The organism is Sphingomonas edaphi (assembly GCF_003583725.1).
Taxonomy (GTDB): Bacteria; Pseudomonadota; Alphaproteobacteria; order Sphingomonadales; family Sphingomonadaceae; genus Sphingomicrobium; species Sphingomicrobium edaphi.
Map to the genome: position 1 here is coordinate 707,446 of NZ_QXTF01000001.1, position 26,081 is coordinate 733,526.

The following is a 26,081-nucleotide window of genomic DNA, read 5'->3' on the forward strand; positions in this document are numbered from 1 at the left end:
GCGGCGCCCGCTTAGCGGCATGGCGCTATCGGGGCAACCGGTTGGGTTCCGGAACCAACCTTCCCAAGCGGGTTTTTTTGGCGAACTGCACTGGTCACTAACGTTTGCCCGTCCATCTATAGGGGTATCGCGTTATGAAGCAGCTACTGGCCCTCGCGGGCGCCGCCTCGCTCCTTTCAACCGCTCCGGCTTACGCCAAGCCAGGCAAGGGCAACCCTCAGGCGATCGGCCACGTCGGCTACAGCACTGACGGTTGCTCGCCGGGTTTCGCCAGGAAAAATAATGGCTGCCTTCCGCCCGGACAGGCCAAAAAGCTGGACAACGTGGGGCAGCGTTGGCCGGGGAGCTATGGCCGAATGTGGTCCTACGATCAGCTTCCGTATGACCTACGCAGCCGCTACTGCTTCGATCCGTCTGATCGCTATTATTACGGCGAAGGTTATCTCTACCAGTTCGACCCGCGAACCATGCTGATCCAACAGGTGGTCAGCGCGCTGCTGCGATAAGGATGTGGGCTGCCGAGTTGGGCAGCCCTACCTTACCCGGCTACGCGGCGGAGCATTTCTTCCCAAATGGGAATCTGTCCATGAAAGCCGTCGATCAACACGCGTTCATCGAGCCCGTGAACACCCTCCTTTTCGCCAATTACTCCCCATAGGCCGCCGAACCCGTATACAGGGATGCCGACCGCGCGAAGATATGCGCCGTCGGTTGCGCCAGCGGACTGAAACGGCACGACGGGCGCATTTTTGAACTGGGTCCCTACGGCCGCCTTGTAGGCGTCGAGAACGTCAGCTCGGATTTTGGTCGGACTAGTCTCCGGCGTTGTCGATGACGCGTCGACAGAAACTGTGACATCGGGCCCGGCCAAGCTCTGCAAATCCGCGCGAACTTGCTCGATTTTCACCCCCGGAAAGATCCGGCAATTAACGTTAGCCTCTGCCTTTTGCGGAAGCGCGTTTGGGGCGTGCCCACCCGATAGCATCGTTGCCACACAGCGGGTCCGGGTCGATCCGGCGTCAAAGCTCTCCAGAAGATCCGAGGTTTCCCGATCTGTCGGATCCTCCAGGAACTTGTTGAGCAAGGCTCCGAACATTCCGCTGTCGCGTTCTGCCTGTAGCTGAAACCCCGCGCGGGTTGCATCGTTGATCATTGGCGGGAAGCGATGGCGCTCGATCGCCGTCAGCGCATTGGCCAACGCGTAAATGGCGTTATCGGGCCGCGGCGAGCTGCTGTGTCCGCCTCGATTTGTGGCTACCAACTTGTAGTCCGCGTAGGTCTTCTCGGCGATCTGCATGTAGAATGCATCGACGCGCCCGTCCTTGTAGATGGCTCCGCCGCCTCCATCACCGTTCAGCGCGTATTCCGCGTCAATCAGGTCCCGCCATTCGGTCGACGCACGGCGAACGCTGTTCATGCTTGTTTCTTCATCACCCGTGAACAGTACGACGATGTCGCGGGTCGGCTGGAAACCTGACGCCTTAAGGTTCTGGAGCGCCAGAACGATACCCGCCAAAGCGGCCTTGTTGTCGTTGGTTCCGCGCCCGAGGTAATATCCCTTCTCCTCGCGAAATTCGAACGGTGGGTTCTTCCAGTCGCTGGCCTTCGCCTCAACCACGTCCATATGCGCCATTAGGAGGATCGGTTTTTTCCCACTGGGCTTGGCCGCAGCCCAGCGAGCGATCAGCGTCTGCGTGTCGTCATGATCCTTGACGATGACATTGGTGATCCCTGACTTGCGGAACTCGGAAGTCAACAGGGCGGTAAGCTTCTTGAATTCCGCGGGCCTCGCCTCGACGGTCGGAATTTCCACGATCTTCTCGAATAGTGCGCGTTCCGCGGCCCGCCGGCTATCGGGACTCTGACCGATCGCGGCGGTCGAAACCGCGGCTAACAGGGCGGCAATGGCGAGGCGCATCTTGGAGTCTCCTGATCGAGTGTAACGACACGCTAGGTTTCGTTTCGCGACCGTCAATAGTCGTGCAGGCCATGCCCCTCCCCGAGATAGTCGGCACTCTGCATTTCTTCGAGGCGACTGACAGTGCGCTGGAATTCGAAATTGCCATCACCGCGCGGATACAGCCCTTCCGGTTCCGCATCCGCTGCAGCGAGGAGCTTGACCCGGTGTTCATACAGTGCGTCGATCAAGGTCACGAAGCGCGCGGCCTCATTGCGCATCTCCCGCGTCATGACGGGGATACCGACGATGATGACCGTGTGAAATCGCTGGGCAATGGCCAAGTAATCCGCCGCCCCACGCGCATTTCCGCAGAGCCGCTTGAATGAAAAGACGGCCACGCCCTTCAGGCTCTTGGGTACGTGAAGCGTTCGTCCCAGGCCTACGTCCAACTCTTCGGTCGGAACATGGGCTCTGTCTTCGACCGGATGGTCGGTCAGCTGGAAAAAGGCCTCGCGCAACCGCTCTGTCGCTTCCGGCCCGTTCGGAACCAGCCACGTATCGAGGCCCTGCAGGCGGTCCAACCGGTAATCGGTCGGCCCGTTCAAGGGGAGCACCTTCATTCGCGCTTCCATCAGCGCGATAAACGGAAGGAATAACTCCCTGTTCAGACCGTCCTTGTACAAGTCCGACGGCGGTCGGTTCGACGTAGTAACAATCCCGACGCCCTCGTCGATAAGGGCGGTGAATAGCCGGCTCATGATCATTGCGTCGGCCGGATTGGTCACCATCATTTCGTCAAACGCTAGGAAGCGCACCTGCCCGGCAATGTCGGCGGCGACTTGAATGACGGGGTCGCCCTCTCCGGACTTGCGCGCCTCGCGAAGCCGTGCATGGACGTCCAGCATGAAGGCATGGAAATGGGTTCGGCGCTTAGACTCGAAGTCGATCGCCTCATAAGCCAAGTCCATCAGCATCGACTTACCGCGACCGACCCCGCCCCACATGTAGACGCCGCACGGCGCGGGCGTTTCCCGCCCGAACAGACGCGTGAGAAAGCCCGTCCTAGTCTGGCCAAGGTCGGCGGCGAACTGGTCGAGCGCGTGGGCTGCTCGCTCCTGGTCCGGATCGGCCTTCAGTTCCCCCGCCGCAACCAGCGCGGCGTAGCGTTCAGCGACGCGGCCCATCGGCACCGCGCTGCGTGATCTTCTTCAACGTGCCCGTGAAGGCGTAGCAAATCTCGCCGTCCTGCTCGCAATGACCGTCGAAGAAGACGAGTCCGCCGGGCGTCTGCTTCAACAGGCGGACTTGTGCATCGAGCGGCACACCGATGCGGCCTCGCGCGACGAAGCGTGTGTGACAGTCGAGCGTGACATAATGGCCCTCAGCCATACCAGCGCAGCGACCGCCCGCGAACAGGCTCATGTCGATGAAGCTCATCACCGCGCCGCCATGGATCGACCCGCCCATATTCTGGTGGCTACCGTCTGGGAACATGCGGGTCAGGCCGCGACCGGGTCCGTCGGGACGAAACAGCAGGCGCCCAGTCCGCGACGCGAAGCTGCCACGCGGGAAATCGCCCCAAGTGTACCAGCCTTCATGCTCCGGGTCGGGCTGCGCTCCGTGAGGCAGCCCGTCCGGCACGTCGCTCAAGCGGCGCGCTCCGCAACCAGCTTTTTCGTCTCGGCAATCGCCTTGGCGGGGTTCAGCCCCTTGGGACAGACGTTCGCGCAGTTCATAATCGTGTGGCAACGGTAGAGGCGGAAAGGATCCTCAAGCTGGTCGAGACGGTCGCCGGTCGCCTCGTCACGGCTGTCGGCCAGCCACCGGTAGGCCGCGAGCAGAATGGCGGGACCAAGGAATTTGTCGCTATTCCACCAATAGCTCGGGCAGCTGGTGGAGCAGCAGGCGCACAGGATGCACTCGTAGAGGCCGTCAAGCTTGGCGCGGTCTTCCGGCGACTGGAAGCGCTCCTTGCCCGACGGTTCGGGAGACGACGACTTCAGCCAGGGCTGGATCGAGGCGTATTGGGCGTAGAAGTGCGTCATGTCCGGCACCAGGTCCTTGACCACTTCCATGTGCGGCAGCGGCGTGATCCGCACTTCTCCCTTCACGTCCTCGATCGCTGTGGTGCAAGCGAGGCCGTTCTTGCCGTCGATGTTCATCGCGCACGACCCGCAAATCCCTTCGCGGCATGACCGGCGGAAAGTCAGCGTCGGGTCGATCTCGTCCTTGATCTTGATGATCGCGTCGAGAACCATCGGTCCGCACTTGTCGAGGTCGACCGTGTAGATGTCGTAGCGCGGGTTGGCGCCGCTATCGGGATCGTAGCGATAGATCTTAAACGACTTGCTCCGCTTTCCGCCCTCGGACTTGTAGGTGCGCCCCTTGGTAATCTTGCTATTCTTGGGGAGGGTGAATTCGGCCACGGGCGCTTCCTTGAGGATTACGAATTTACGGCGCCGCTAGCATGGCCAGCGGCCCCGTGCCAACCTTGCTGAGTCAACCTTCCGCGTGCCCGGCCCGATCGTCTTCCCCGTCGCGATCCGACGGCTTGAGCGGCGACAGGAACCACAGCGTCGCAAAGGTGACGATCGCGAGCATAATCGCGATATCGAGCGCACCAAGTCCGACTGCCACGCCGATCGCTCCTGTGACCCACAGGCTGGCCGCCGTCGCTGTGCCCTTCACGCTGTCCTTTCGATGCAGGATCGCGCCGCCACCGATGAAGCCCATGCCAGTAATCAGCCCCTCGATAATCCGCGCCATCGCTTCAGGCGAGTCGGTGGCGAGCGACTCCGCCGCCTGCACAAACCCGCAACAGGCGACCGCGACCAGCGGAAAGGTGCGGAGCCCCGCGCTGCGCTCCGCCTTTTCCCGGTTCCACCCGATCGGCAACGCCAGCAAGTAGGCGACTAGCAGCGCAAAGGCATGGGGCACGATGTCGAATCGGTCCGGGGACAGCAATTCGCTCACTTGCCCCGTTCCCCTGGCCGAGGTTGTTCGCGGACAGACCGGAATTCGCTGCCTTCGGACCAAGTTGGCCAGACGCCCGCACGGCTGACGCTGCGGCCGACTTCATAGGCCAAGCTTACGTCGGCTGCCGCCGCGTCAAAATCGAGGGCGGGCGACCATTCGTCGCAGGTCTGGTGGTAGCATTTCATAAAGCCCTCGAGCCACTTCGCGCCCGCCTCGCGGCCGCCCTTCACCAGGTTCGGCGCGCCGCTGATCGCCATCAACAGCAGGGTCGGAATGCCGCGCTTGGCCATCGGGAAATGGTCGGCGCGATAGAAAAGTCCGCGCTCGGGTAGTGCTTCCGGCGTCACCATCCGCCCTTGCGCCCGCGCAGCATTCGCCAGTTCGTCTTCCAGGCTATTCTGGCCCTCGCCGACAAGCATCACGTCGCGTGCCGGGCCAGCGGTGTTAAGGATGTCGAGCGTGATGTTCGCCGCAACCTTGGCCGCCGGAGCGACGGGGTTCATCGCATAGGCTTCGGATCCCACCAGCCCGCGCTCTTCCGCGGTCCAGAAGCCGAACAGGATAGACCGGTCGGGCCTCGGGCCGCGCTTGAACGCCCGCGCGATGTCGAGCAGGCCCGCGACGCCCAGCGCGTCGTCATTCGCACCGGGACGGATCGTCCTGCCTCGCGCATCCGGCGCGCCGACGCCATAGGCATCCCAGTGCGCGCCATACATGACATATTCGTCCGGCACCGTCGCGCCCGGCAGCTTGGCGAGAACATTGGAGCTCATCACCCGCTTCACGCTGACCGGCACATCTGCGGAGAAGTGCTGCTTCAGCTCCGCTGGCTTGAAGTCGGCCTGCCGCGACGCCTTGCGCAATGCGCCAAGGTCGAGACCGGAATCCGCGAATAGCCTTCGCGCGGCATCGCCGTGCAGCCAGCCTTGTAGCGCCAATCGCCCGGTCGCGTCGGCAATATCGTAATTTTCCCCTTGCGACGCGTTGACCGTTTCCCAGCCATAGCCGGCGCCCGGCGTGTCGTGGACGATCAGCGCCGCGACCGCGCCACGTCGCGCAACTTCCTCATATTTGTAGGTCCAGCGGCCGTAATAGGTCATTCGCCGCCCGCCGAACTTGTCGACGCTGCCGTCTCCGGTCGCCGCTTCGAAATCGGGGTCGTTGACCAGTATCACGGCGACCTTGCCCTTGAGGTCGACGCCCTTGAAATCGTCCCAGCCGCGTTCCGGTGCCGACACCCCGTAGCCGACGAACACCATCGGCGCCCTGTCGATCGTGACGCGGTCGACCGGCCGGACCGTGCTGGCGTAAACATCCTTGCCGAACGCCAGCGGAGTCCTGTCCGCCGAAAAATTCCCCTGGCCCAACTGAGTATTCACCAGTGGGACGTCCTGCGTCCACTTCCCCCCCGGTCCCGCGGGCTCCAGCCCGATCTTCTGAAGTTCTGTGGTCAGCCACGCGATGGTTTTTTGCTCGCCCCTCGTGCCTGGCGCGCGGCCCTCGAATTCATAGGACGCGAGTACTTTGGTGTCCGCAGACAGCCGTTCCGGCGAGATAGATCCAGGTGGCGCGGCAGCAACGAGTGCAAGCGACAGCAGCGGGAGTGCGACGATCTTCATCATGCGGGCCCTCCGATCGACTGGGCTGCCTTCAGCACATCGGCCGCATGCCCCGGCACCTTCACCTTGCGCCAGGCTCGCGCGACCTTGCCGTCCGCGCCAATCAGGTAGGTCGCGCGCTCCATCCCCATATATTTGCGGCCGTACATCGACTTTTCGACCCAGGTACCAAACGCATCGCTGACCCCGCCGTCCTCATCGGAAACCAGCGGCACCTTCAGCCCATATTTGTCGATAAACTTCTCGTGCTTTTTCATCGGATCGCGCGACAGGCCGATCACCTTTACCTTAGCCTGGGCAAATTGGGGCGCCAACTCGGTGAAGTCCTGCGCTTCCCGGGTGCACCCAGACGTATCGTCCTTGGGGTAGAAATAGAGGACCAGTGGCCCGCCCGGCGATGACAGGTCCAGCTCCGATCCGTCGCTTGCGGTTACCTTGAGGGCCGGAACCTTGTCGCCTTCACCGATCATCATTCGCTCTCCCTGACTTTTGCCCAGCGGCTGGCGATCCGCCTACGCGCCGCATCGATGGCCGTTACCAGCGCATCCCACTCATCAAAACCGCACAGCCTGGCAACAAGTTCATGCGACTCCTCGGCCGGCTCCATGCCTTGCGTCGACACCAGCCGCAGGACGACCAACATCCGGCTCAGTAGGCGAAGATCCGCGTCTGCGCCCTGGTCGATCAGGCCGGCTTTGACCAAGGCCTCGATCGCCACCTCCAGCCGCGGATCCAGCGCCGTCTTGTTGGTTAGCTGCAATATGTGGACCGCGAACTCTAGATCGACCAGCCCGCCTTCCCCCAACTTGATGTCCAAGGCCCCAGCTGGCGGTTTATGCCGCGCCATCTCCTCGCGCATCTTGGCCGCGTCGGCGCGGATCGTGGCGGCATCGCCGCTGTCGCGCAGGATCGCGCGGACCAGATCCCGGACCTTGGCCTTGGCTTCATTCGTTCCGGTCAGCGGCCGCGAGCGGCACAGCGCCATATGCTCCCAAGTCCAGGCCTCATTGCGCTGATAGGCTTCGAACGCCGCCAGGCTGACTGCCAGCATCCCCTGCGCACCCTGCGGGCGGAGCCGCGTATCGACCTCGTAAAGCGGCCCGGCAGCGGTCGGCGTGCCCAGCGCCGCGCCAATCCGGCTGGCCAAGCGGTTGTAATAGTCGGTCGCGGGCATCGGCTTGTTCGCGTTCGACACCGCGCCCTCCGGCGCATCGAACAGATAGATGAGGTCGAGGTCGCTGGCATGGGTCAGCGCCCGGCCGCCCAGCCTGCCCAGACCAAGGATGACCAGCTGGCCGCCGGGCACCGTGCCATGGGTCCGCGCGAATTCCCGCGTTACGCCTTCTGCGAGCGCCACGATCGCTGCTTCCGCTAGATCGCTATAGCCTTCGGCAATAAGAATCGGGTCGCGATGTGCCGCGAGCAGCTGCACGCCCAGCGCAAAGCGCCGCTCGCCGACCATCCGGCGGATGCGGTCGAGTGCGATGTCGAATGGATCCCGGTCGATGACCGCAAGGAAGCGCTTCGCCAGTTCATTCGCATCGGGCGGTGGCGCGAAGCTGGACTCGTCAATCAGCCCGTCGAGCAGCGTCGGCCGCCGCCCCAGTTGGTCGGCAAGGGGCGGGGCATGGGCGAGGATCAGGGCCAGCAAATCGGCCAGGCGCGGCCGCGCAGCCAGCAGTCGGTAGAGATTCACCCCGCTCGATAATTTATCGACGACGTCGCTGAAGCGGTTGAGCGCGCGGACCGGGTCGGGGCCGGTTCCGACGGCGTTCATCAAATTGGGCAGCATTTGCTCGAACGCCGCCCGAGCAGCCGAAGACCGAAGCGAGCGAGAACGACCAGATCGCCAGTCCTGAACGCGACGATAGGCTTCGTCGACATCGGCGAAGCCCATCGCGGTCAATTCCTTGCGCAGGATATCCGGATCGTTGGACAGCCTCTCCTCCCGCTCGGAGATCAGGCTATCGAACTGCGCGCCGACTGCTTCGACGTGCGGGCGAAGCCAATCCACCAGCGCCGGGCCATCCTCCATTCCGTGCAGCTTCGCGACTGCGTCCAGCGCCCGGGCATCGCCGGGCAAGCGGTGATCCTGCCGGTCGTCGATCATCTGGACACGGTGCTCGGCGGTGCGCAGCGCGCGGTAGGCGACACCAATCGCGGCGGCGACCTGCGGCTCCAGGTGCCCTGCCGATGCAAGCGCCCGCAGCGCGTCCAGCGTCGCGGGCGAGCGCAACCCGATCTCCCGTCCGCCGTGAATCAATTGGACGACCTGCGTGAAAAACTCCGCCTCGCGAATCCCACCCCGCCCACGCTTAAGGTCATAACCGGGCCCGAAAGCCTGTCCCTGTGCGTAATGATCGCGAATTCTCAAGGAGATTTCGCGAATCTCCTCAATCGCTCCGAAGTCGACCGCCCGGCGCCAGATAAAAGGTCGGATTTCGTCGAGGAAAGACTGTCCGAGGGCGGTGTCGCCCGCGGCGGCACGGGCGCGGATGAAAGCCGCACGCTCCCACGGCAGCGCCGAGCTTTCGTAATAGCTGATGGCTGCGCCTACTGGGAGGACGATAGGGGTGACTTCCGGGGCAGGCCGGAGGCGCAAATCGACGCGGGCGACGTAGCCGTCGGCAGTTCTCTGCTGCATCAGCTCGACGAAGCGCCGTCCATATCGAACCGCGGCCTCGGCGGGATCGTCGCGCGGCCTCCTCGGCAGGCGGTCCGGGTCGAACAGCATGATAAGGTCGACGTCGGACGAGTAGTTGAGTTCCCGGCTGCCGAGCTTGCCGAGCGCAATGATGGCAATCCCTTCGGGCACGGCATCTGGCATTCGCTCCAGGATAACCGTCCGGACCGCCTCACTTATCGCGGCATCGGCGAAGTCCGACAGGGCTGCCGTCACCCACTCCAGCGAACCTTCCCCGCCAAGGTCCGCCAGCGCAACCGCCAGCGCAAGTGCGTGGCGCCGGCGACGAAGCTTCTCTGCAATGCTGTCGGAATGGATCGCCAAGGCGGCTCCGACAGCGGCGTCCGGGCCTTCGCTTCGAAACGTCGCGATAATGTCAGGAAACAGCGCGGCGGCGCTCTTCAAGAAGGGCGAATAAGCCTCAGCGCGCTCGATCGCGCCTTCCCGATCCGCCATCAACACTGTTGCAGTCATGCCGCGCTGCATGGCGCAAATCGACGAATGATGAAACCGCTTGGGACTTCATGCATTTGTAATTCCGATGAATATCGAACGTCCCCTTTATGCGAGGACGGAAGACGCGATGAAGCGGCCCATCAGCGACAGCGACCTTCCGCCAACGCAGGCTGCCCTTTCGGCCGCGCTTCGGCGCGCCTTCGCCCCGCCGGTGAACGGGGCGAATGACGAATTCGAGGCGCTGTTGAAAAAGCTTGGGTGACGCTCAGCCGCGATCGCGGCTGAGCTCATCCACTTCGCCCATGATTTCCTGAAGGGCCGACTTATCAGGATCGGTCTTGTGCTGCCGTCGTGACGGCAGCTTTCCACCAGAGAGCAACGCCTCGAGTGCCACACGTCCCCGGGCGACCCGGCTCTTGATCGTGCCCACCGCACATCCGCAGATTTCGGCCGCCTCCTCATAGGCGAAGCCGCCCGCACCGACGAGAATCAAGGCCTCACGCTGTGGCTGTGGCAAGTGCAGCAGCGCACGCTGCATGTCGCCAAGCTCGACATGGCGGTCCTGACTCGCAGGCGCCGCTAGGATTTTCGCCGCGGTGACATCGTCCCACTCCCCCTTGAAGCGTGCGCGACGCATCTGGCTCAGGAACAGGTTTCGAAGGATGATGAAGGTCCATGCCCGCATGTTGGTTCCAGCCTGGAAACGCTTGCGCGCGGCCCACGCCTTCAGCAACGTTTCCTGAACAAGGTCGTCAGCAAGATCGCGGCTGCCGGATAGGGAGCGGCCAAAGGCACGCAGGTGCGGAATTACCTGGCCGAGTTGTTCCTTGAATTCATCGTCGGGTAGCGGAATGGGTTCGGGGCGTACCCCGTCCTCGGCCTCAATTTGCTGTTCGTCGCTCACTGAAACCCGCCCCGATTCGGCATCGACGGAATCGACCGCCACCGCCTTTTGATACGCACCGATGCTCTCCATCAATTTAGGGTGTCAGCGCGCGATGAACAATATGAGCGCGAAAATCGCCACGACGAGCAGCAACCCGACGCCGAGGACGACCCGGGTCACATGCGGGGTCGCTCCCGCCCGAGCTTCGGTAGTCGTCAAATGTTCAGGCTGGCCGTCTGTCATGAATCCCCCAACAGAGAAAAGAAAGTTCGAAGGTTCCAACGCCGCGGAGTCAGGCGCGGTTCCGAAACGGTTGGAACCTTTGAACGATTATTGTCGAGGTTAGGCCGCGGGTACCGTCGCGGCGTCGAAAAACAGCGCTTGGCTAATCGCTGCCTTGACCGTCGACCGCTGGAACGGCTTGGTGATGAGGAACGTCGGCTCGGGGCGCGTGCCGGTCAGCAACCGCTCAGGGAACGCCGTGATGAAGATTACTGGCACCGAAAATTCGGCAAGGATGTCTTTCACCGCATCGATGCCTGAGCTGTCGTCCGCCAGCTGGATATCGGCCAGTACGAGGCCCGGGGGCGATTTGCGGGCCTGCGCAACAGCTTCGTCGCGCGTCACAGCGACGCCGGTGACATTATGGCCCAGGTCGCGAACGATTGATTCAATATCCATTGCGATGATCGGCTCGTCCTCGATGATCAACACGTCGGCGTGAGTTTGGCGCTCAATTTCCGACATGGCTTCCGCAACCAGGCTGTCGACGTCGTCGGGCGACGCGGAAATCAGATAGGCGGCATCCTCGCTGGAAAAGCCTTCTAGGCTGGTAAGCAGCAGCGCTTGCCGCGAAAGCGGCGTTATCCGCGACAGGCGCGCCTGCGCGATGCCCTCTGCGCCGGCCAGGTCCATCGTCGGCTCCTCGCCTTCCTCGATATTAGCGCTGGACCAGATGGCGTGGAAGGTACGGTACAAACCAAGTCGCGGATCGACTTCGCGCGGAAATTCTTCCGGTGAGGCGACAATGGTTTCCAAGGTCGCGCGGACGAATGCATCGCCGTGCTGCTGGCTGCCGGTCAGCGCGCGCGCATAACGACGGAGGAAAGGCAGGTGCGGTGCAAGTTCCTGGCCAAGCGACATGTAGAAAACACTCCCCTCAAAATTCCAAAACGATACGCACCCGTATTGGGCGCGTCGCCGGTACGGTGCAACCCTGGCCGCCGCTGCAACGCGCCGTCACCATGGTGCAACACCCTTTGCCCCGACTTGCTGAAGTGTGGAACAAAGCACCGGCGATTTGGTTTCCATGCTAATTCGCCGTTCACGCTGCCCGGATTGACGGGGCGCCAACGCGGCGGATAGGTGCTGCTTCTCTTCCGTCGGCCGAAAGGCTGCGTGGCGATAATGCGCTGAGTGAGTGACTTGAATTGAGGAAGGCGCATATGCTTGCGCGCGAGGGGGACGAGAGGTTGAGTGGGACCAGTAAAGCCGATGGCCGCCGCGACAACGCCGGGGCCGGCTCTCCCGACAAAAAGAAGCGGAAAGACAAGCAGGGCAGCGTCGGGCGCGCCCTTCGCACCGTCTATGACGAGACCTTGCGGGAGGATGTCCCCAAGGATTTCCTCGACCTACTCGGCAAGCTCGACTGACACGTGGCGCGGGACATCCCGCGTATGATCGACAACGTGCCCAACGCCTTTGGCCGGCTGCCGACGCCGGCGAAACTGCTGCTCATCATCAGCTTGGCCCTGCTGCCGATAGGTCTCGCCAGTGCATGGTCGGCAAAGCGCGGACTCGATGCCGCGAACGCAGCGACCAATGGCCGAGCGCAAGACCAGGCGCTTGTCGCCAACGAAGCGATGGGCATGCTCATTGCGCGCAACACGCTGGCGGCTCGCGTCGCGGCCAACGCCGTGCTTTCCCGCGGCACACCCCAGCCCTGCAGCGAAGCGCAGCGCATCCTTGCGATCACGCCTGCCGTTGCGCGCGAGTTTACGCTGGTCGATGCCGACGGGACACCGATTTGCACCGTCGGCGACATGTCTCCCCGCGCCAATATCCGCGTCGCGCCAGGCGATCTGCGGCTGTGGGTCTCGCCGGCGAGAGATGCGATCTACGTCCGGGCCGGTGTGATCGGCGGCGCTGCTACCGTCCGGATCTCCGCCGCCGAGCTAAAGGATGCGATTGACGCGCGGGGCCTCGACATCATGGGAGCTTCGCTCATCGCCGACGGCGAGGAAGTGGTCATCATCCCTGGCGACCACCGCCCTGGCGAATATTCCACTACCCTGCCGCTCGCTTCGGGCAAAATATTGTCCCGGCTTATCGTCGATCGCCCGCAGGTGTCGACGATCGAGCGCCTGTTCATCTTCCTGCCGCTGCTTATGTGGGTCGCCGCCGCGGTGGTCAGCTGGTGGATGGTCCACCGCTACCTGATCCGCCCGCTCCGCCGGCTGCAGCGTGCCGTCGCCGACTTCCAGCCCGGATACGACAGCACGCTCGTCCTGCCGCCTGGCCTAGGCCCGGCAACCGAGATCCATGAACTTGGCGGCGCGTTCCAGCGGGCCGTCGACCGGATCGAGGGCGCCGAACGCGAGGCACTCGAAGCGCTGGAAGGACAGCGCCGCCTAGTCCGCGAAGTGCACCACCGCGTGAAGAACAATCTGCAGGTCGTCGCCTCACTGCTCAGCATCCACGGGCGCAGCGCTGCCCAACCTGAGGCGCAGGCCGCCTACTCCGCAATTGGCAGGCGCGTCGACGCGCTATCGGTCGTCCACCGCAACCACTATGCGGAGCTTGAGGAGAATCGCGGCATCGCGCTCCGCCCCCTGCTCAATGAATTGGCCGCCGGGTTGAAGGGCAGTGCGCCCAAGGAAGCTCGCGGCACCGCGATTGACCTCGACCTCGAAACCGCCTTCACGACCCAGGACGTTGCGGTCGCCGCAGCGTTCCTGATAACTGAAATTGTCGAGTTCGCGATGCTGCGCCACCCAGGCGACCCGATCGACATTTCGCTCCGTCGAATTGATGCGCTCACCGCGTCGCTGTCGCTGTCATCGTCGGTGCTGCTTCCCGACGACGAAGCGCCCGACGTCGCCAAGGTCCAGTTCGAGCGAATCATCGAGGGCCTCGCCCGCCAACTACGCTCACCGCTTGATCGGCGGCTCGGGCGATACACCGTTACCCTGCCCGTATTTCCGGATTCCTAACCCTCCCCGTTGTTAAAAAACGACGAAGTGTTCGATTTTTTTCAAATTAAGCGGAACCGGTTTCGAAAAGCAGGCGTTCTACAGTTCGGATAGTGACCTTTTGCCCCCCCGCTCTCGCTATCCGATTAAATGGGCCCGGAACCGCCAACCCTCCCCCCCCCCGGTGGCGTTTCCGGGCCCACATTCGTCCGGGGCTCTTCGATGACAGCATCGGGATTTGAGACGGCACGGCGCGAGGCGCGCCAATGCGTGACGCGGATCGCCAGAATCGCAAACTCGTAAAGCGCATACAGCGGCACAAGCATCAGCAGCATCGACACCACGTCTGGTGGTGTCAGTACCGCCGATACGCCCGCTGACGCCACGATCGCGTATCGGCGCGAACTGGCCAGTTGCTCGCGGGTGACGACACCCGCCCGCTCCAGCACCATCAACAACACCGGCAACAGGAAGGCGACACCGAACCCGAATAGGAACCGGGTGACGAAGTTCAGGTAATTGCCAATCGCAGGCAACGCTTCCTGCGTCACGCCGCCGACATTTCCTTCAAACCCCAGCAGGAACTTCAACGCCCAGGGCATTGCGATGAAATAAGCGAAGGACGCCCCCGCCGCGAAGAAAAAGGGCGTCATGACCAGGAAGGGCAAGAATGCCTTCTTCTCGGCCTTGTAGAGACCGGGCGCCACGAACCGCCAGATCTGGGTCGCCAGCACCGGAAAGCTGACCATCATGGCCGCGAAGAAGGCGACCTTCACCTCGACGAAAAACGCTTCAAAAATGTCCGTGTAGATCAGCTTTCCCTGGCCCGCCGCCAGCAGCGGTTGCACCAGCACAGCAAAGATCGGCTTGGCAAAATAGAGGCAGGCGAAGAAGGCCGCCATCAACGCCGCCACGCACCACAGCAGGCGGCGGCGAAGCTCAATCAGATGCTCCAGCAAGGGCGCCTTGCTGTCGTCGATGTCCCTAATCATGGCAGGGGCCGCGCCGACGGCGGCGTCGGATCGTCATCAGGCGCGGCCGGTGCTTCTAGCGGCAGGGTCGGTTCCGCGTCCGGCGGCGGTGATGTCATGACCGGCGCCGCCCGCTGCGCAGCGGGCGGGTCCGGATAATGACGATCGGCGGGATATTGGGCGAGGATACGCTGGTTCTCCTCTCGCCATTTTTTTTCCATTTCCTCCAGTTCTGCCTCGCGGATGACATTCTCGATCCCGGCGGTGAAATGGCGCGCATAGCCGCGTACCCGGCCAACCCAGCGGCCGATCTTCATCATCACGCGCGGGAGTTCCTGAGGCCCGATGAATAACAGGGCAACCACCGCGACAACGATCAGTTCGGAAGTGTCGACGCCGAACATGGCGCTGGAAATTTCCTAGCGCGGGTTCTGGTCGCTCGGCGGCGGCGAGGGCGTAACGGGATCGCTGGCGCGCGGCGTAACGTCGATGGGCTGCTGCGGGGGAAGCTGGCGCGGATCTTGGCTTCGCGACTTGTCCTCGTCGTCGGCCATTCCCTGCTTGAAGCTTTTCAGGCCCTTCGCAACGTCCCCCATCATCGTCGAGAATCGATTACCACCGAACAGCAGCAGCACGATGACCGCAAAAATCAGGATATGCCAGAGGCTGAAACCGCCCATTTGGAAACTCCGGTAAGGGGACTTTGAGAGCCTACTTAGTCCTCATCCCCGTCACTTTCCAGTTGAAGCTGCAACGTCTCTTCATCCAGCGGGTCGAGCAGCCCCGCCGCCTTCAGGTCGTCGATGCCCGGCAAGTCGCGCCGCGAGCCCAAGCCGAAATGAGTCAAGAAGTCCGGTGCCGTCGCATAGAGTAGCGGTCGCCCCGGCGATTCCCGGCGCCCCGCAGTGCGCACCCAGCCCGCTTCCATCAGAACGTCTAGTGTGCCCTTCGAAATCTGGACGCCGCGAATGGCCTCGATCTGCGCCCGGCTGACGGGCTCATGATAGGCGATGATTGCCAGCGTCTCGGTCGCGGCGCGTGAAAGGCGGCGCGGGTCCTCGCGCGTCCGGCGAAGGATATGCGCCAGATCGGGCGCCGTCTGGAAATGCCAGCGGCCGCCCCGTTCAACCAATTCGACACCGTGCCCGGCATAGTGTTCTGCAAGGTCCGCGAGTGCGGCCGCGACGTCGCCCTCGCCGGCATAGGCTGCAATTCCGTCGATCGCGAGCGGCTCGGCGGACGCAAATACCGCCGCTTCGACGGCGCGAACGAAATCGTCCATCAGGGAAGCATTCCCGCCAAACTTTGAACTATGATTACCATCAGGCTGCGCTCCGGACCATTAGGTCGCCGAAAGGTTCTTCCTGCTCAATTTCCAGCCGCCCCTGGCGCGCCAGTTCCAGCGCCGCGACAAAGCTGCTCGCCAGTGCGGATCGGCGAAACGCCGGATCGGCCGTCACCGGCAGGAAGGCCTCCAGCGTTGTCCAGTCCAGCGCCTGCCCGATCAGTGCCGACACGCGCTGGATGGCATCTTCCAGCGTCATGACCGCCCGGTGGGCGACAACGTGCAGCGCCGGCTGGGTCCGAGCGCGCACTCGGCCATAGGCGGCATAAAGATCATAGGCGGTGGCCTGCCATGCCGACTTCCGAACCAGCCGCAGCCCCTCGTGCGCACCCCGCGCAAACACGTCGCGGCCCATGCGGTCGCGGCCCATCAGCCGCGCGCCGGCGTCTCGCATCGCGTCGAGCCGCTGCAGCCGCTGCTGCAGGCGAAGTGCAAGTTCCTCGGGCGACGGATCGACGGTCGGGTCCTTGGGCAGCAACAGGCAGCTTTTCAGATAGGCAAGCCAAGCTGCCATCACTAAGTAATCGGCAGCAATCTCCAGCCGCAGCGCCTTGGCCTGCTCAAGGTAGGCTAGATATTGCTCGACCAGCGCCAGGATAGAAATTTGGTGGAGGTCGACTTTCTGCGCCCGCGCTAAGTTGAGCAGTAAGTCGAGCGGCCCTTCCCACCCGTCGAGGCTTAGCGTCAGCGCTTCGTCGTCGCGCACCGATGCCTGAAAGAACTGCTGCTGGTCCACTCGATCCTCGTCAGTGCGAGCGTAGCGAAGCGATCCAACGACGCAACAGGATTGCGTCGTCGGCCGGCGCCAGTGTCGACGGGCTAGACCAGTGCCAGCAGCGCATCCCTCTTCGCGACGGCCTCGGCAAAATCCATCTCGTCGTCGGGGGTGAACCGCGTCGCCATTGCCCGCGCAAGCCGCGCCGATCCTTCCGGCGACAGATCCGGAACGGCATTGGCGACCAGCAGCATATTTTCCAGCGTTCCATCGCAATGCAGCGCGACATCGCATCCCGCGTGGACGCAAGCCGCAGCCCGCTGGCCATGGTCGCCGGCCAGCGCTTCCATGCAGATATCGTCGGACATCAGGAAGCCTTCGAAGCCGATCCGCTGCCGGATGATGTCGTTGATGACGATCGGGCTTTGCGACGCAGGTCGCTCGGCGTCCCACGTCGTATAGAGCAGGTGAGAAGTCATCCCCATCGCTGCATCCCGCAACCGCTCGAATGGCTCGACGTCGATCGCAAGTTCCTCTTCGCCGGCGTCAACGACCGGTAATTCCAGGTGGCTGTCGGCCAGCGCGCGACCATGGCCCGGTATATGTTTGATAACACCCAACGCCCCCGCGGACGCCAGCCCATCGAGAATTGCTTTGCCCAGTGACGCGACCTGCATCGGTTCGGAACCAAGCGCGCGATCACCGACAATGTCGTTCGCACCCGGCTGGCGGACATCCAGCATCGGGAGACAATCGATGTTGACGCCGACCTCATGCAACATCAGCCCCAGCGCCCGGGCATTGACCCGTGCAGCCTCGATCGCGCTAGATGGAGCCAGTCGGTACAGCCTGTCAAACGCCTCGCCTGACGGGAAGGCTGGCCATTCCGGCGGTCGCATCCGCGCCACCCGTCCACCTTCTTGGTCGATCAAGATGGGGACTTCGTCATGCCCTTCAATCTCTCGGAGGCTATCGGTCAGCCGCCGCAACTGCAGTCTGTCCACAATATTTCGCCGGAACAAAATATAGCCTGCCGCATGGGCGTCGCGGAAAAAAGACGCTTCGTCGGCGGTCAGCTTGGTGCCCGCCAGCCCGTAGATCGCGGCCTGCATCAGTTGACGACCAGGCAACTTTCGCCTGCCGCGCGGAGCGCGGAGCAGGCGGCCCGCGTCTGGTCGGACGACCCGACCGCGCGCAGGCGATAGAAAGGCTTACCCTTGACAGTCGCGGAGACCACTACCTTCTTTAGCGAAGCAACCTCAGGGAAACGCCCTGAAAGCAGGCTCCACGCCGTATCCGCCTTTACTGTCGACGCATAGGCGCCCAGCTGGATGGTTGGACCCGACGGCCCGGCAGGCGCCGCATCGTCCGGCGCCGGTTCCTTCGTCTCACTTGGCGGAATCTTCTTCGGCGGCGGCGCTCCTTCGACTGGTTCGGGCAGCGGCCTCATGTCGTCCGACATCTTGCCGACGTCCAGCGCCGCGTCCGGATCCTCGCCCGCGCTGGTCGAATAGGCGGTCTCGCTGTCACCGGTCACGTCGAGCCCGCCGGGATCGGTCGGTCTGACTTTGTAGGGCCGCGGGTCAGCCTTGATTAGCTCGGGCGCACCCGTAACGACGGGGTCGCGGCGGCCCAGCCAGAACATCGTGCCTGCAACGATTGCCCCCGCTGCAAGCACCATGGCCAGCGCGACCAGCATCTTGCGGGCCGAAACGCCACGCGGGCCATCCTCGTCATCGACCGCCTCGAGCCAGGGCAAGGCCTGATCGTCATAGGCGCGTCCGTCACTCATACCTTCGACCCCTCCAAAATGGGCGGCATCCTAATGCGGCCCCGCCAGGATGCGAGGGCCGCGTCACAAATTTTGACGGTCAGGCGACGGTGCAGGCGCGCCCGATCTGCTTCAAATTCCCGCACAGCTGGCGAGCATGGGTCTTAGACGGCGTCCCCAGCTGCAGCCGGTAATAGCGCTTCGACCGGATGCGGATTGGCTCGATGCTTTTCGGCATGGTCACCAGGTAGGTGTAATCGCGGATCGCGCTCCTCCACGCGATTTCCGCCTGCCGAGCCGACTTAAATACGCCCAGCTGCACAGTCTTGCCACGAACCACCTGTGCCGACGGATTGACCGCCGGACGCGGAGGATCGGCGGGCGGTGCCGGCAGCGCGGCGATGGCCAGCGCCTCGGGACTGATTTCGGTCACGGCCATTGCAGTCGCATCAGCTTGCTCCTGAACGACCTCGCCATAGGCGTTGCGCGTCGGCTCCGCCTTGATCTGCCGGCGTGCCACTGGCCGGGACCACGTAGTAGTTGCTTGGGTGGTCGTAGCCGCCGCGCTTTCGCTGACCACGGGCTGCGGCTTTGTGGTCAGCACCGGCGCGGCCGGTTGCGGTTGCATGGTCGACGGTGGAGGCAACACGATATGCGTCGCCGGCGCTTGTCCCTCGGACGGCGGCGCGACGCTCGAGGTGAGGACCGCCGAGATACCTATCAAGCCGGCGACGCCGATCGTCGCCGCAAGGCCCGACTTGCGGTTCGACGGCTTGCGCGACGGCGGACGATAGGGTTCAAGCCAAGGAAGCCGGTCACCGGCCCTAATCGCCCCCGCCTCAGCCATTCATCGCATCTCCTCGGCAGCCTCCACCCCCATCAGGTTCAGGCCGTTGCGGATAACTTGCCCGATTCCGCGAGCCAGTTCCAGCCGCGCGCGGGTTAATTCCGGCTTGGATTCAATGAGAAAGCGGCGATCTGTGTCGTCATTGCCACGGTTCCACTGCGCATGGAGCGCGGCCGCGAGCTCGTATAGGTAAAAAGCGATCCGATGCGGCTCATGCGCCATCGCCGCGGCCTCAACCGTTCGCGGATATTGGGCCGCCAGCTTGACCAGTGCGAGTTCCTCGCCGTCGAGGAGCGATAGGTCCGCCTTGCTGTCCAGCGAAACGCCGATTTCCGCCGCCTTCCGCTGCAACGAGCAAATCCGCGCATGGGCGTACTGGACGTAGAACACCGGATTGTCCTTCGACGCCTCGACCACCCTTGCGAAGTCGAAGTCGAGCATTGAATCCGTCCGCTTGGTCAGCATCATGAAACGGACGACGTCCTTGCCGACTTCGCGCACGACATCGGCTAGCGTGACGAAGTTACCGGCCCGCTTCGACATCTTGACCGGCTCGCCTGAGCGCAGAAGCTTGACCATCTGAATGATCTTGACATCCAAGTCGACACGGCCATCGGTGAGCGCCTTGACCGCCGCTTGCACCCGCTTGACCGTCCCCGCATGGTCGGCGCCCCAGATATTCACCAGATGGTCGGCTTTCTGGGCCTTTTGAAGGTGATAGGCCGCGTCGGCGCCGAAATACGTCCAGCTTCCGTTCGACTTCTTCATCGGACGGTCCTGGTCATCCCCGAACTCGGTCGACTTGAACAACGTCAGCTCGACCGGTTCCCAATCGTCAGGCGTTTCGCCCTTCGGGGCTTCCAGCACGCCCTCGTAGACAAGTCCCTTAGCGCGTAGCGTCTGCAGTGCCGCCTCGACGCCCCCCGAAGCCTGAAGCTCTGCCTCGGATGCAAAGATGTCGTGGTGGATTCCCAGCAGGGCTAGGTCGTGCTTGATCAACTCGATCATGGCCGCGACAGCCTTCTGCTTGAACAGGCCCAGCCATTCGCTTTCCGACTGGCCGACGAACCTGTCGCCAAACTCAGCCGCGAGCGAGGCACCCACTGGCTTTAGATAGTCGCCGGGATAAAGACCTTCCGGGATCTCACCAATGTCCTCGCCCAGGGCCTCGCGGTACCGCAGGTGCGCGGAGCGAGCGAGCGTGTCGACCTGCGAACCGGCATCGTTGACGTAATACTCCTTGGTAACCCGGAACCCCGCGGCCTCTAGCAGCCGGGCCAGTGCATCGCCAACCACCGCGCCGCGGCAATGGCCCATGTGCATCGGGCCGGTCGGGTTGGCCGACACATATTCCACGTTCACCCGCTCGTTCTTTCCGATCGACGACAAGCCGTAGCGCTCGCTTTCCCCGAGAATAGTAACGAGTTCGTCACGCCAGCTGTCTTCTACCAGGCGGATGTTGATGAATCCCGGACCAGCAGTCTCGACCGAGGTCACCGTGGGCAGTGCTTCAAGCTTCGGCGCGATTAGCGCGGCCAGAGCGCTCGGATTGGTGCCCGCCGTCTTTGCCAGAACCATCGCCGCATTGGTGGCAAGATCGCCGTGCGCAGCATCGCGCGGCGGCTCCACCGCCACGGGCTTGCGGTTAGCATGCGTGGGCAAATGGCCTTCGGCAACCAGTTCATCGAGAACGCCGTCGAGCAGCGCGGAATAGCGGGCGTAAAGGGACAATGCGGTTCACCGGTTGGGATGGGTTAATTTGAGCGCGCCTCTAGCCCATGCTGCGCCGCTCGTCACCCTTTCCGGATTTTGATCGTAGCGACGTCAGTTGCCCCCGGCCGAGCCGACATAGACGATCCGCCATTCGGTGACTTCGCCAGTCTTGGCGAGGACCATTTGCGGGCGCGGCGCGGTCGAGCGACGCTTATATTCGCCGGGGCGGCCGAACGCGAAATGGCTGTGATCGCCTTCGTCCAGCGATTCAATGAGATTGTAACCGGCGGCGCGGTAGGCGGCCGCGATCTGCCAGTGGCTGACACCAGGCCGCCGAGCGATGTCGATGGCGCGATTGGCCATGTGGTAACTATTGGCGACGCCGCCTACACGCTTGTTGTGCGCGGGGCTTCGATAGGTGCTCGTTACACGGCCCCAGCGTCCTCCGAGGTCGCGGATTGAGGTCATGTTAACGAGACTTGGCGAAGCTTGGGGAACAGAGAGGAAGCCCGGAGTAGGCTGCACCTGCTTCGAGTAAAATTCGTTGCCACCCACCGTCCGGACGCCGAAGTCAGTGCCCGCGGCAAACGCCGCTTGCGCGGTGATGAGGAATATTGCTGCGCCCGCCGCTTTCAACATGTCTCTGCCCCCGAAGAGTCGGAATACAGATAACATAAATTTAACGCACGAGGCAAAATGCGAGCGTGGCCTTAGAATTTCTCCGGAAGATGCACTGGTCCGATCAGCGCTTCGTGGCGGGCGATCGCGAAGCGATCGGTCATACCAGCGATGAAATCCCCAACGCCCCGAAGGCGCGCCACTTCACCTTCGCCACGGCGCCATCCGGCAGGAAGATATTCCGGGTTCTCACGGTAGCAGCGCGCAAGATCGCCAACGATCCGCTGCGCTTCCATCCGGATCGGCCGCAGTTCGTCGCTGTCGTAGAGATTCGCATAAAGATGGCGCTTCAGCCCACGCTCCTCCTTTTGCATCGCGCTGGAAAACCCTGCAAGCTGCCGGCCCGCCAAACGGATGTCGTCAATCGTCTCCACTCCACTTTGGGCAATGCGCCGGCGCGTTTCCTCGAGGACGTCACCCACCATCGCGCCGATTCCGTCGCGAACCAAAGCCTTCAGCTTTCGCGTTTGGTCGAGGACGGGATGGCGATGCTCGATTTCCGCCCACAGCCTAGCCACGAGTGGCAGTTCCAGAAGCGCGTCCAGTCCCAGGATGCCCGATCTGAGGCCATCATCGATGTCATGGTTGTCGTACGCAATGTCATCGGCGATGGCCGCGACCTGGGCCTCAAGGCTAGGCCAGCTGTCGAGTTGCAAATCGAATGCGGCGTTCGCTTCCTCCATCGCCCAAGTACGATCGCCCAGCGGCCCATTATGCTTGGCGAGACCTTCGAGCGTTTCCCAACTTAGATTCAAGCCGTCGAATCCGGGGTACGGGTTTTCGAGGCAGGTCACGAGCCGAAGCGTATGGGCATTATGGTCGAAGCCGCCGGCATCAGCGAGGCTGGCCTGCAGCGCATCCTCACCCCCATGGCCGAAAGGCGGGTGGCCGAGGTCATGCGCGAGGCAGAGGGCCTCGGTTAGGTCTTCGTTGAGACCCAGCGCGCGCGCCATGGTGCGGCCGATTTGCGCAACCTCGATCGAATGGGTGAGGCGAACCCGGAAATGATCGCCGTCGGGTGCGACGAAGACCTGCGTCTTATGGCGCAGACGGCGGAAGGCGACCGAGTGGACAATCCGGTCACGGTCACGCTGAAAAGCATCGCGGGGCCCGCGCGGCCCCCGATCATCCTCCGCAAAGGCCCGGCCGCGCGATCTCGACGGGTCGGCGGCAAGAGCCTTGGGAAGGATCATTTGGCGGGAAGTTTCTCGATCTTGATCTGGGCCGGAGTTCGTGTCCAGCTAAAGCCGTCGACGCCTTCCTTGGCAAGCTTGTTGACCAACGCCTGGGCTTCACCCTTGCTGTCGAAGGGCCCGACAAGGAGGCGGAAATACTCCTTGCCCTCGGTAACGTAGGCAGTGCGCGACTTTAAGAGTGAACCGGCTTTAGAGCTAAGCTTCTTATATTCGACCGCCATACGGTCTTTGTTTGACCCACCCGCGAGCTGAATCCAGTTCGTACCCGTGACGCCGAGCCTAGCGGCTTCTTCCCTTGCCTTTTTCTCGGCGGCAAGCTTTTCCTCGCGCTTCTTCTTTTCTTCCGCCGCCTTCTTGTCAGCCAGCCGTCTCGCGGCAGCTTTCTTGTCGCTGGCTGACTTTGAAGCGCGGGCGGCCTTGACATCTCCATCGCGATCCGCGGCGATCGTAGTTTCGACCTTTGGCTTCGGGGCTGGCGGCGCTTCCGCAATGGTCGCAAGGAGCTTGTCGATCCCGCTCAAATTGCTCTCGTCAGTCGAGGGCTTCACATCCGACAGCGAGAAGGACGGCGCAGGTGCCGCTTCCTGCGGCTTGTTCGAGACAAGCTTGACTGGCTCGGCGGCGGAGGCTGTCGACTGTTGCGGACCAGGCGCCCGAGTAATTCCCGTCGACGTGGCGCCACTTGCCGACGGGAGGCTAAAAGATGGTAAAGCGGACGTGGGATTCGCCACATTCGGTGAAACGGATGCGACCTTGACGGGGGCGGTTGCAACCGGCGTTGGGCGCGGGGGCGCGACCGCGGCAACCTGCTGCGTTGCTGCCTGCTGCTGCGCGGCCGCAACTCGCCCTTCCGCATCTTCCGGGAATATACCGAGGTGAACCGCAGCGGCCTTCTCGCCGATGCTCAAATTCGGAAGGAAACGGAAGAAGGGAGCGAAGCGTGCGGATCCCCCCGGCATAACTGCCTCGATCGCCTGCGCGGCCCCTGCCTGGTCTCCCACCAAAGCGAGCACGAACGCACGGGTTCGCTGCGCGGCTTGGTCGCGGCGATTCAACAGCGGCTGCAGCGCGTCTAGGGCGGCGTTCCGATTCCGCGCGATGGCCAGGCTCAGCGCCAAACGGCGTCGCGCCTCGTCCGAACCCAAGGAAGAAATTGCCAGGCGGTAGTCCGCTTGCGCGCCGCCAAGATCGCCGGCGAGGTCGCGGGCCAAACCGCGCTCCAGCGCCATCGTCATCGGCTGGGCGCCAAGACGTGCGGCCTGATTGAAATAGAAGATTGCGCCATCGGCATCGCCCATGTGGGCCATCGCCGCACCGAGGCCCGCTTTCGCGGCCGGCGCATTCGGGTTGGCTTCCTCGGCACGGCCGAAAAAGCCTGCCGCGGCTTGAAGGTCGGCAAGCTCCAGCGCAGCGTGACCGGCACCGATCAATGCGTTGAAGTCGCGCGGATTGGCCGCAAGCACGCGGATGTGCCTCGCGAGCGCAGATTCGGGCGCTTCGCGGACAACCTGCTGCGCGACGACCGGCGTGGCCATAATCGTCGTCGATGCAAGCAGCGCGACCGCAATCCGGTGCGCCGACAACAAACCCTTATTCAGCATGGCCCTCCCCATGCCTGACGGAAGCTTGCTCAAAGCTTGCTGAAAAGTCCCTAGCGACGGGACGTGGCTGCCCGGCGACGAGCCGGGCGCCAGCCTAACACGCTTTACTGATTATTCTGGCGATTGAGGAAGCGCGGGATATCCAGCGGCTCGCGGCGGAAACCGGGGGCCGGCTCATCCTCGACCTTCGCCTGGGCTGCGCCGCGGGCAATGTTCGACATGCGCTCGAACAAGGTGCCACTTTCACGAGCAACCTGTTGCGGAGCGCCGGTGGTGCCCGTCGCCGCCAGATCGTCTTCGTCGGCCGGGGGGGCAATCGGCGTTCCAATGACCGGATCAGCAAGAATATCCTCGCTATCGAGCAGCAGTTCATCGCCAGCCTCGTCGGTCAGGTCGAGCGGCTCGTCGTCGACGATCTCGGCCTTCGGCTCAGGAGCGGACGACGGCGCGGGAGCAACGGCGGCCGGACGCGTCGTAGTTGGGAATGTAAACACCTTGCCTTGCGTCGGCTGCGCGGCAACCTCAGCTTCGATACCGGTGGCAACGACCGAAACGCGGATCTTGCCGTCCAGGCTGTTGTTGAAAGCGCTGCCCCAGATGATGTTGGCGTCCGGATCCACCAGCTCCTTGATGTGACTGGCCGCTTCGTCGACCTCCATAAGGCGCATGTCCTCGCCGCCGGTGATCGAAATGATGACGCCCTTCGCGCCCTTCATGCTGACGCCGTCGAGCAGCGGATTCGAGATCGCCTTTTCGGCGGCTTCGATTGCACGATTGTCGCCCGACGCTTCGCCGGTTCCCATCATCGCCTTGCCCATCTCGCCCATAACCGAGCGGACGTCGGCAAAATCGAGGTTGATAAGGCCGGGCATGACCATCAGGTCGGTGATTCCGCGCACACCTTGCTGGAGCACCTCGTCCGCCATCTCGAACGCTTCCTTGAAGGTCGTTTCCGATGTGGCGAGGCGAAACAGGTTCTGGTTCGGGATGACGATCAGCGTATCGACATGCTTCTGCAACTCTTCGATGCCCGCATCTGCCGAACGACCGCGGCGGGTTCCCTCGAAGGCGAACGGCTTGGTAACGACGCCGACGGTCAGGATGCCCTTATCACGCGCTGCCTTCGCGATCACCGGCGCGGCACCGGTACCTGTGCCGCCACCCATGCCAGCGGCGATAAAACACATGTGCGCTCCTTCCAGCGAGCGCTCGATTTCCTCGATCGTTTCTTCGGCGGCGGCGCGGCCTATTTCCGGACGGCTGCCCGCGCCGAGGCCCTGGGTGATCTTGAGGCCTAGCTGGATCCGCTGGTCGGCGGCCGACGCATTCAACGCCTGCGCATCAGTGTTGGCGACCAGGAATTCGACACCCTGAACGTCCGAGCGAATCATGTTAGCGATGGCGTTTCCGCCCGCGCCCCCGACGCCGATGACACTGATCCTCGGGCGAAGCTCGTCGACTTCCGGCCGGATGAAATCAATGCTCATGGATGAACCCCTCCCCTGTCGCGCGGGCGCGTTGAATCTGTTGGAG

Annotated in this window: 27 protein-coding genes; 4 read left to right on the top strand and 23 right to left on the bottom strand. The window is 63.2% G+C overall.

Translation table 11 applies throughout. The annotated features are described in order from the left end of the window. Positions 1–134 precede the first annotated feature (134 nt). A complete protein-coding gene (locus D3M59_RS03650) occupies positions 135–506 on the top strand; it encodes a hypothetical protein (protein WP_119531670.1) in 372 nt (123 codons plus the stop codon). Between the two features lie 32 nt (positions 507–538). Here D3M59_RS03650 and D3M59_RS03655 read toward each other — a convergent pair whose 3' ends face one another. The 8 genes from D3M59_RS03655 to glnE all read right to left on the bottom strand — a co-directional run bounded on the left by D3M59_RS03655 (position 539) and on the right by glnE (position 9,652). Continuing rightward, positions 539–1,918: a M20/M25/M40 family metallo-hydrolase gene (locus tag D3M59_RS03655; RefSeq protein ID WP_119531672.1), complete on the bottom strand. Its 1,380-nt coding sequence runs from the start codon at positions 1,916–1,918 to the stop codon at positions 539–541. Positions 1,919–1,971: 53 nt separating this feature from the next. Next, entirely contained in the window at positions 1,972–3,084 is a 1,113-nt protein-coding gene (gene zapE / locus D3M59_RS03660) for a cell division protein ZapE (RefSeq protein ID WP_119531674.1), read from the bottom strand. Then, positions 3,068–3,541, bottom strand: coding sequence for a PaaI family thioesterase (locus D3M59_RS03665; RefSeq protein WP_233543171.1), 474 nt, complete (start codon positions 3,539–3,541; stop codon positions 3,068–3,070). The genes zapE and D3M59_RS03665 overlap by 17 nt, the downstream gene beginning before the upstream one ends. Before the next feature lie 5 nt (positions 3,542–3,546). Further along, complete coding sequence (locus tag D3M59_RS03670) at positions 3,547–4,326, bottom strand: succinate dehydrogenase iron-sulfur subunit (protein WP_119531678.1); 780 nt, start codon at positions 4,324–4,326, stop codon at positions 3,547–3,549. A 73-nt stretch (positions 4,327–4,399) separates the two neighbouring features. Further along, on the bottom strand, positions 4,400–4,873 hold the full coding sequence (locus tag D3M59_RS03675; RefSeq protein ID WP_119531680.1) for an MgtC/SapB family protein: 474 nt from the start codon (positions 4,871–4,873) through the stop codon (positions 4,400–4,402). Continuing rightward, positions 4,870–6,495 carry a M28 family metallopeptidase gene (locus tag D3M59_RS03680; RefSeq protein ID WP_119532854.1) on the bottom strand — a complete coding sequence of 542 codons (1,626 nt, stop codon included), beginning with the start codon at positions 6,493–6,495 and terminating at the stop codon, positions 4,870–4,872. The genes D3M59_RS03675 and D3M59_RS03680 overlap by 4 nt, the downstream gene beginning before the upstream one ends. Next, a complete protein-coding gene (locus D3M59_RS03685) occupies positions 6,495–6,965 on the bottom strand; it encodes a peroxiredoxin (protein ID WP_199662424.1) in 471 nt (156 codons plus the stop codon). The genes D3M59_RS03680 and D3M59_RS03685 overlap by 1 nt, the downstream gene beginning before the upstream one ends. Then, positions 6,965–9,652, bottom strand: a complete 2,688-nt coding sequence (glnE, locus tag D3M59_RS03690) for a bifunctional [glutamate--ammonia ligase]-adenylyl-L-tyrosine phosphorylase/[glutamate--ammonia-ligase] adenylyltransferase (RefSeq protein WP_233543121.1) — start codon at positions 9,650–9,652, stop codon at positions 6,965–6,967. The genes D3M59_RS03685 and glnE overlap by 1 nt, the downstream gene beginning before the upstream one ends. Before the next feature lie 109 nt (positions 9,653–9,761). Here glnE and D3M59_RS12305 point away from each other — a divergent pair, with 109 nt between their 5' ends. Continuing rightward, complete coding sequence (locus D3M59_RS12305; protein WP_267896914.1) at positions 9,762–9,896, top strand: hypothetical protein; 135 nt, start codon at positions 9,762–9,764, stop codon at positions 9,894–9,896. Between the two features lie 3 nt (positions 9,897–9,899). On the opposite strand, the gene D3M59_RS03695 is transcribed toward D3M59_RS12305, so the two are convergent. Both D3M59_RS03695 and D3M59_RS03700 read right to left on the bottom strand, forming a co-directional pair. Then, entirely contained in the window at positions 9,900–10,610 is a 711-nt protein-coding gene (locus D3M59_RS03695; RefSeq protein ID WP_233543122.1) for a sigma-70 family RNA polymerase sigma factor, read from the bottom strand. Between the two features lie 252 nt (positions 10,611–10,862). Next, positions 10,863–11,663: a response regulator gene (locus D3M59_RS03700; protein WP_119531684.1), complete on the bottom strand. Its 801-nt coding sequence runs from the start codon at positions 11,661–11,663 to the stop codon at positions 10,863–10,865. Positions 11,664–11,965: 302 nt separating this feature from the next. Between D3M59_RS03700 and D3M59_RS03705 the strand changes: the two genes are divergently transcribed. Both D3M59_RS03705 and D3M59_RS03710 read left to right on the top strand, forming a co-directional pair. After that, positions 11,966–12,172, top strand: coding sequence for a NepR family anti-sigma factor (locus D3M59_RS03705; RefSeq protein ID WP_158581939.1), 207 nt, complete (start codon positions 11,966–11,968; stop codon positions 12,170–12,172). A 3-nt stretch (positions 12,173–12,175) separates the two neighbouring features. After that, a complete protein-coding gene (locus D3M59_RS03710) occupies positions 12,176–13,732 on the top strand; it encodes a sensor histidine kinase (RefSeq protein WP_119531686.1) in 1,557 nt (518 codons plus the stop codon). Between the two features lie 125 nt (positions 13,733–13,857). Here the strand turns inward: D3M59_RS03710 and tatC are convergent, their stop codons facing one another. The 13 genes from tatC to ftsZ all read right to left on the bottom strand — a co-directional run bounded on the left by tatC (position 13,858) and on the right by ftsZ (position 26,035). After that, positions 13,858–14,703, bottom strand: coding sequence for a twin-arginine translocase subunit TatC (tatC, locus tag D3M59_RS03715; RefSeq protein WP_119531688.1), 846 nt, complete (start codon positions 14,701–14,703; stop codon positions 13,858–13,860). Beyond that, positions 14,700–15,086, bottom strand: coding sequence for a Sec-independent protein translocase subunit TatA/TatB (locus D3M59_RS03720; protein ID WP_119531690.1), 387 nt, complete (start codon positions 15,084–15,086; stop codon positions 14,700–14,702). Before D3M59_RS03720 ends, tatC begins: the two co-directional genes overlap by 4 nt. A 15-nt stretch (positions 15,087–15,101) precedes the next feature. After that, positions 15,102–15,362, bottom strand: coding sequence for a twin-arginine translocase TatA/TatE family subunit (locus D3M59_RS03725; RefSeq protein ID WP_119531692.1), 261 nt, complete (start codon positions 15,360–15,362; stop codon positions 15,102–15,104). Positions 15,363–15,397: 35 nt separating this feature from the next. Next, positions 15,398–15,964 carry an SMC-Scp complex subunit ScpB gene (gene scpB, locus D3M59_RS03730; protein ID WP_119531694.1) on the bottom strand — a complete coding sequence of 189 codons (567 nt, stop codon included), beginning with the start codon at positions 15,962–15,964 and terminating at the stop codon, positions 15,398–15,400. Positions 15,965–16,004: 40 nt separating this feature from the next. Continuing rightward, positions 16,005–16,763 (bottom strand): segregation and condensation protein A, encoded by a 759-nt coding sequence (locus D3M59_RS03735; protein WP_233543123.1) that lies wholly within the window; start codon positions 16,761–16,763, stop codon positions 16,005–16,007. 83 nt (positions 16,764–16,846) lie between these two features. Continuing rightward, complete coding sequence (gene nagZ, locus D3M59_RS03740) at positions 16,847–17,854, bottom strand: beta-N-acetylhexosaminidase (RefSeq protein WP_119531696.1); 1,008 nt, start codon at positions 17,852–17,854, stop codon at positions 16,847–16,849. Then, the gene (locus D3M59_RS03745; RefSeq protein WP_119531698.1) at positions 17,854–18,534 is read right to left on the bottom strand and encodes an SPOR domain-containing protein; all 681 of its coding nucleotides are present in this window, start codon (positions 18,532–18,534) and stop codon (positions 17,854–17,856) included. Before D3M59_RS03745 ends, nagZ begins: the two co-directional genes overlap by 1 nt. Before the next feature lie 79 nt (positions 18,535–18,613). Next, on the bottom strand, positions 18,614–19,360 hold the full coding sequence (locus tag D3M59_RS03750; RefSeq protein WP_119531700.1) for an SPOR domain-containing protein: 747 nt from the start codon (positions 19,358–19,360) through the stop codon (positions 18,614–18,616). Beyond that, complete coding sequence (argS, locus tag D3M59_RS03755) at positions 19,361–21,091, bottom strand: arginine--tRNA ligase (protein WP_119531702.1); 1,731 nt, start codon at positions 21,089–21,091, stop codon at positions 19,361–19,363. Positions 21,092–21,184: 93 nt separating this feature from the next. Then, complete coding sequence (locus tag D3M59_RS03760) at positions 21,185–21,712, bottom strand: D-Ala-D-Ala carboxypeptidase family metallohydrolase (RefSeq protein WP_119531704.1); 528 nt, start codon at positions 21,710–21,712, stop codon at positions 21,185–21,187. Positions 21,713–21,783: 71 nt separating this feature from the next. After that, positions 21,784–22,944, bottom strand: coding sequence for a deoxyguanosinetriphosphate triphosphohydrolase (locus D3M59_RS03765; protein WP_119531706.1), 1,161 nt, complete (start codon positions 22,942–22,944; stop codon positions 21,784–21,786). Next, entirely contained in the window at positions 22,941–24,548 is a 1,608-nt protein-coding gene (locus tag D3M59_RS03770; RefSeq protein ID WP_158581940.1) for an SPOR domain-containing protein, read from the bottom strand. The genes D3M59_RS03765 and D3M59_RS03770 overlap by 4 nt, the downstream gene beginning before the upstream one ends. A gap of 104 nt (positions 24,549–24,652) precedes the next feature. After that, positions 24,653–26,035, bottom strand: coding sequence for a cell division protein FtsZ (ftsZ, locus tag D3M59_RS03775; protein WP_119531710.1), 1,383 nt, complete (start codon positions 26,033–26,035; stop codon positions 24,653–24,655). Between the last annotated feature and the right edge of the window lie 46 nt (positions 26,036–26,081).

Coding starts and splice junctions, on each gene's coding strand:
- zapE (WP_119531674.1), bottom strand. CDS start 3,084: ATGGGCCGCGTCGCTGAACGCTACGCCGCGCTGGTTGCGGCGGGGGAA.
- D3M59_RS03760 (WP_119531704.1), bottom strand. CDS start 21,712: ATGTTGAAAGCGGCGGGCGCAGCAATATTCCTCATCACCGCGCAAGCG.
- D3M59_RS03655 (WP_119531672.1), bottom strand. CDS start 1,918: ATGCGCCTCGCCATTGCCGCCCTGTTAGCCGCGGTTTCGACCGCCGCG.
- D3M59_RS03765 (WP_119531706.1), bottom strand. CDS start 22,944: ATGATCCTTCCCAAGGCTCTTGCCGCCGACCCGTCGAGATCGCGCGGC.
- D3M59_RS03650 (WP_119531670.1), top strand. CDS start 135: ATGAAGCAGCTACTGGCCCTCGCGGGCGCCGCCTCGCTCCTTTCAACC.
- ftsZ (WP_119531710.1), bottom strand. CDS start 26,035: ATGAGCATTGATTTCATCCGGCCGGAAGTCGACGAGCTTCGCCCGAGG.
- D3M59_RS03770 (WP_158581940.1), bottom strand. CDS start 24,548: ATGCTGAATAAGGGTTTGTTGTCGGCGCACCGGATTGCGGTCGCGCTG.
- D3M59_RS03685 (WP_199662424.1), bottom strand. CDS start 6,965: ATGATCGGTGAAGGCGACAAGGTTCCGGCCCTCAAGGTAACCGCAAGC.
- tatC (WP_119531688.1), bottom strand. CDS start 14,703: ATGATTAGGGACATCGACGACAGCAAGGCGCCCTTGCTGGAGCATCTG.
- D3M59_RS03725 (WP_119531692.1), bottom strand. CDS start 15,362: ATGGGCGGTTTCAGCCTCTGGCATATCCTGATTTTTGCGGTCATCGTG.
- D3M59_RS03695 (WP_233543122.1), bottom strand. CDS start 10,610: ATGGAGAGCATCGGTGCGTATCAAAAGGCGGTGGCGGTCGATTCCGTC.
- D3M59_RS03750 (WP_119531700.1), bottom strand. CDS start 19,360: ATGGCTGAGGCGGGGGCGATTAGGGCCGGTGACCGGCTTCCTTGGCTT.
- D3M59_RS03680 (WP_119532854.1), bottom strand. CDS start 6,495: ATGAAGATCGTCGCACTCCCGCTGCTGTCGCTTGCACTCGTTGCTGCC.
- D3M59_RS03720 (WP_119531690.1), bottom strand. CDS start 15,086: ATGTTCGGCGTCGACACTTCCGAACTGATCGTTGTCGCGGTGGTTGCC.
- glnE (WP_233543121.1), bottom strand. CDS start 9,652: ATGACTGCAACAGTGTTGATGGCGGATCGGGAAGGCGCGATCGAGCGC.
- D3M59_RS03705 (WP_158581939.1), top strand. CDS start 11,966: ATGCTTGCGCGCGAGGGGGACGAGAGGTTGAGTGGGACCAGTAAAGCC.
- D3M59_RS03745 (WP_119531698.1), bottom strand. CDS start 18,534: ATGAGTGACGGACGCGCCTATGACGATCAGGCCTTGCCCTGGCTCGAG.
- D3M59_RS12305 (WP_267896914.1), top strand. CDS start 9,762: ATGAAGCGGCCCATCAGCGACAGCGACCTTCCGCCAACGCAGGCTGCC.
- D3M59_RS03700 (WP_119531684.1), bottom strand. CDS start 11,663: ATGTCGCTTGGCCAGGAACTTGCACCGCACCTGCCTTTCCTCCGTCGT.
- scpB (WP_119531694.1), bottom strand. CDS start 15,964: ATGGACGATTTCGTTCGCGCCGTCGAAGCGGCGGTATTTGCGTCCGCC.
- nagZ (WP_119531696.1), bottom strand. CDS start 17,854: ATGCAGGCCGCGATCTACGGGCTGGCGGGCACCAAGCTGACCGCCGAC.